Source organism: Novacetimonas hansenii JCM 7643 (assembly GCF_000964405.1).
Taxonomy (GTDB): Bacteria; Pseudomonadota; Alphaproteobacteria; order Acetobacterales; family Acetobacteraceae; genus Novacetimonas; species Novacetimonas hansenii.
The window spans coordinates 1-4,850 of sequence record NZ_BANE01000311.1; the positions used below are offsets into that span (position 1 = coordinate 1).

4 protein-coding genes are annotated in these 4,850 nt (G+C 64.9%); all 4 read right to left on the minus strand.

What is annotated here, in order from left to right; translation table 11 throughout:
* Window positions 1-36 precede the first annotated feature (36 nt).
* Entirely contained in the window at window positions 37-375 is a 339-nt protein-coding gene (locus tag B7G66_RS15705; RefSeq protein ID WP_148424811.1) for a hypothetical protein, read from the minus strand.
* 67 nt (window positions 376-442) lie between these two features.
* Entirely contained in the window at window positions 443-1,603 is a 1,161-nt protein-coding gene (locus B7G66_RS15710; protein WP_003621573.1) for an acyltransferase family protein, read from the minus strand.
* A 76-nt stretch (window positions 1,604-1,679) separates the two neighbouring features.
* Window positions 1,680-2,354, minus strand: coding sequence for an SGNH/GDSL hydrolase family protein (locus B7G66_RS15715; protein ID WP_003621572.1), 675 nt, complete (start codon window positions 2,352-2,354; stop codon window positions 1,680-1,682).
* A 103-nt stretch (window positions 2,355-2,457) separates the two neighbouring features.
* Window positions 2,458-4,850: cellulose biosynthesis cyclic di-GMP-binding regulatory protein BcsB (locus tag B7G66_RS15720; protein WP_048859376.1), on the minus strand; the 2,393-nt coding region annotated here is incomplete at its 5' end.

Consider the following 4,850-nt stretch of genomic DNA (forward strand, 5'->3'; position numbering starts at 1 on the left):
CAGGCTGGTATTGTTCAAAAACTTTCGGATCAGGCTCTAAGAGACGGAGCGCATTTCCAGCGATGCCGGATCAAGTGCGGCGGTGCGCACCCCGCGTGCGGTCGCGGCCGGGGACGCAACAGGGGACGAGGCGGGCGCACCCTCGCCCCAATCCGTCCCGTCATCCCCCGCCGGGGCGGGCGCGGCCGTGCGAAAGGCGGAGGCATCCGCCTGTGCCCAGGCCGTGGCCGGTACGGACAGTACCGCAACACCCGCCATCGCGGCCCCGCCGGTCGCAACGCCACCGACCGTCATGCCCCACAGGGCCGTCGCACCCAGCAGGACGGCGCATCTGCGCGGCCCACGCCTGCCTGGCGCGGGAAGGAGACGGGGCACGACAGGCCCCGGCATGGTTGAATGATACCGCATCATATCCCTGCCCACGGGTACGTCGCCCCGCACGTCAATGCACACGCGAGATGTACGAAACATATCCCAACCCCGCCGAAAGCAGCCCGCAGGCACATACCAGCGCCAGTGCGCCACGATTGCGCACCGCCACGTTCACCCGTCCCTCGTAATCAAGGAAAACCCGTTCCACGAAAACATAACTCATCAGGCCCGCCAGCATGGCCACCACCAGCACGCCCGCCATCGTCAGGCCCGCGACCTGGAACATCAGCAGGTAATTCGCCAGCACGATCACCGGCCAGTGCCACAGGTAAACCGAATAGGAAATCACCCCCAGCGGCGACACCGGCCCCAGGGTAAAGCGCGCCACATCCGTGTGCGGCAACAAGATGATCGCCACAACCGCAAGGCAGGGAAACACCATCAGCCATGACGGGCAGGCATAATCACGCACATAGAACACGCATGCCCCCACCAGCACCCCAAGCGCCAGCGCATAGGCCATGTTGGCCACCATGCGCGACAGGCGCGGCCGGGGCAGCATCCAGACCATCGCCCCGATGCAGAACTGCCACATGCGATCGGCGATACGGTAATATCCCTGCCCATCGCCCATGACATGGTCATGCACGCTGAGGCCCAGCGACAGGACACAGATGGCGCAGATGGCGTACATACGCCACCGCACGCGCGGCAGCATCACCGCGATCAGGAAGATGACGCCATAAAACTGCATCTCCAGCGATAACGACCAGGTATGCAGGAACGGATAGGCCAGCGCCTGACCCTCGAAATAACCGACATGCCCCGCGGCCCAGATATTGGACAGGTACACCAGCGCATAGGCCCCGTTAAGCGCGATATCGGCGCGATCGCTTTGCAGCACCCACCACAACATCCCCGCCGAAATCACGGCCACCATGCATAACAATGCCGGTAACAGGCGGTACAGCCGCCTGCAGACAAAACGCGCGGGCTGGAACGGGTCCTGCATCAGCGCCGAACGCCCCATGAAATAGCCCGATATGACGACAAAGATGTCCACCCCGACAAACCCGCCCCGCAGCCATTGCGCATGCATCAGCACCACCGCCGCAACCGCCAGCGCGCGCAGCCCGTCGATGTCACGGCGACGGTCACGCGGAAAGAACTCCTGCCGGAGCCCGTCGCGCCATGTGCTGCGGGCTGGCGTGATGGCGGTCATCTGTTGCATCGGCCTGTATTTCACATGTGGCGCGGGAATGCGGGCAAAGGCGGCAGGAACAGCGATGCGGGCGGGCGCAGCGATGTCAGGGCGTCGCGGGCGGGGCCGCGTCCTTTATCCGTTCAAGGTCCGGCAGGGTGGCGCGCACGATCGCATCCCCCCATGCGCGGTAACTTGCGGCGGTGGCATGGATGCCGTCCGTGGTGTTGACGCTGCCTTTCGCCATCAGTTGCGTCCCATCGACATAGGTGCAGGTCGGCGCGACATCGGCCTTCAGCAGGGCGGCAAGCGTACTCGCGCGCTGGTCGCTCTTGCCATAGCGGGGGCTGTACTGCCCCCAGGTCGGCCCAACCCAGAGGCACGCCGTCTTGCCGATGGCATAGGTCAGGGTCTTCACCTGTTCTTCCACCCAGCTGGCAGAGACGGTGTCCTGCCCATAGGCGCCCATCGTGTCACCAAGGATGACCATGATGGCGTTGGGGTGCCATTTTGCAATCAGGCCCGTGACCTCTGGCGGGGCGACGGGTTTCATGTCCGGCGCACGCACCGGTTCGTCACCGATGCGTTGCGTCGCCCCACACCCGTTATTGGGATTGGGCACGACCCAGTCCGCCGCCGTGGCGGAACATACGCCATACGTCACGACCTTCGCCCCCTGACGCGAGAATTCGTCCGGCAGCACCGACAGGAGCGAATCCTTGAAGGCAACATGGCTGTCCCCGATGATCAGCAGTGTCAGGCCTGCAAGAAGTGCGCTCATCTCTCAATAACTCCCTCAATCATTCCCACGCCCCGGCGCATGGCCGCCCCAGCGCGACATCATGCCCGGACACAGCCCCGGACATATCTCCCGACGCATCGTATCAGTGCGATGCGTCGGTCGTGTCCTTGACCCGGGCGGCTTCCTCCAGACGATGCTGCGCACGGCGGCGCAACAGCCGCACGGCCGCCGCCGCCACAAGACCCGCCCCCACAAGACCCAGCACATAAAGCGTGAGCGGACGCGTCCCGAGATACCAGTCCAGCCACATCCACCACGGCAGCGATCCCATCGTGAAGGTCGGCGCGGTGCGATAGCTTGTCAGCCTGTCGCCATTGCGCAGCACCAGATCACCCTGGATACGCGGCACGTCCTCCTTGCTGCGCAGGCCCATGACCAGATCATGCATGCGCGACGGCGTGTCCCCCATCAGCGCCACGACCGACCGGTCCGAACGATAGGGCGACTGCGCACCCAGCAGGACGCCCGCACCCGCGATCGGTGCATTCAGGTTGGCCTGAACCCCGTCCTGCAATCCCGCATGGTCATGGTCCTGGAACAGGTACCAGATCCCCTGCAGGCCCATATGCTGTCCCACACGGATATGACCATCCGTCAGTTCATACGGCGCACGCGTCAACAGTTCCTCGAACTTTGGCGCATCCCCCGCCGTCGCCAGAATCAGGATGTCCCCCTGCGGCGGGTGTTCGGACAGGTCGTTGATATCGGCCACCTGCACGCCAGAGGCCGGATACCACGTGGTCGCACCGAAAAAGCCCATCAGGTCCATGAACGTGCCCGCCGTGCCCGCATCAATATGATGGGGCACGACCACCGTCGTTTCCGACAGGTCGGCCATGCGCGAGAACGGGAACGCCGCCTCTGCGAAATAGGACAGGTTGGGCAGGCGGGCGAAATGATAACCCCGGCGGAAATCCAGCCACGAATCGGAATCCACGCTCATGTGGATGTCATCGGGGGTGCGACGGCACACACCACGGTCGATCGGGCGGGCGTCAAAGCTGAACTTCAACTGGTTCTGCCCGAACAGGAGCCATGGTGGCAGGGCGGCGGCATGTTCCACCGCGCCGGCATGCTGGTTCACCAGCCGTTCGGACCATGCCGCCCACAGGCTTGGCGGCTTGAGCGTGAAGCTGTCGAGGTAGTTGTTATTCAGGTGGACATCAAGGCGCGATGTCTCCAGATCCACCACCGGGCCACCGGGCGTGCGCACCCACAGGTCGATCGGATAGGGCCGGTTGCGCCATGAATACAGGTCGGGCGGCAGATGGAACGGCAGCGCCATGACCGGCGGCGCGAACCCGCCCCCCTGCAGGTCGCTTGCTGCGACCAGTTCGCCAAAGCGTACCGGGCGGTCCGTGGGCACAAAGGCCGGCGCGTCATACGGATGGCGCGGCTGCAATGTCACGTCATTGACCACCTTCGTCCCCACCGCACCCAGCGTGTCGGACGAGAAGGCAAGCACGCGGGCCGCGACCTCCACTTCCTGCGCGTTGCGGCCGGTCAGGACAAGGATCGTGCCCAGCCGGTCATTGGGGTTTTCCACTTCCGACAGGGTCGGCCCCGTCGGGCGGGTGCCACGCGCGTCGATCGGCAGGTTTTCCCCGATCGCAATCGCATTGCCCGACGCCGGGATCGTGGTGGAAACGGGGAACGATACCTTGCGGAAATCCGCCAGCTTGCCAAACCATGACGCCACAAGCGCCGATGCCTTGAGCATCCCGTGCGCATCGGGATTGGGCATGACCACCGGCACACGCAATGGCGTGCGCAGGTTGGGGTCATAGAACGGCGCGGGCAGGTACGACAGCTTGCGGTCGGGGGCGATGCGCGTCGTCGTCAGCGTCACGGTGGAGAAATCGGAAATACGCGCCCACAGCACCTCGTTATAGAGGTCGTTGCAGTCACGGCGATATTCCCCCGCGAAGTGGAAGTTCAGCTTGTTGTCACCCGTGAAATAAAGCGGGTCGATGTCAAAGGTGATCGGCCCGAAACGCGGATGTTCGGGATCGACACGGATCGTGCCGACATATTGTTCATTCAGCGTGACGCTGACCGCACTTGCCTCCGGCAGGAGGGAGGGCGACAGCGCGCCCGACAGCGTGATGCGCGCACGCGTCACCACCCGGTTGGCGGGCACGATGACATCAAGCCCCTGCAACGGCGAAAACCCGCGCAACGTCAGCGGCCCGGTGGCCAGACCCAGGTCACGGAAGGTGGAGGTACGCGTGATTTCGCCATCCGCGACACGTGCGGCGTCGGCGGGGTCGATGGGCGGGGCCGACGGGTCGGCGGGCAGCGCGCCGGTATTGGTATCACCAAAGGGCGACGCAGGCGACACACCCGTACGTTCGGACAGGCGTTCGCGCATCTGTTGCGTGGCAGGCCCCGTCGGCAGGGACACCGCAGTCGCGGCCGGCAGCAGTTCCCCGGCAGAGGCAGGCGCGATCTGCGGCGGGGTGGGCAACGTCCCGG

Bases quoted from the DNA above. Each gene is read 5' to 3' on its own strand.
- B7G66_RS15715 (WP_003621572.1), bottom strand. From the start codon at position 2,354: ATGAGCGCACTTCTTGCAGGCCTGACACTGCTGATCATCGGGGACAGC.
- B7G66_RS15710 (WP_003621573.1), bottom strand. From the start codon at position 1,603: ATGCAACAGATGACCGCCATCACGCCAGCCCGCAGCACATGGCGCGAC.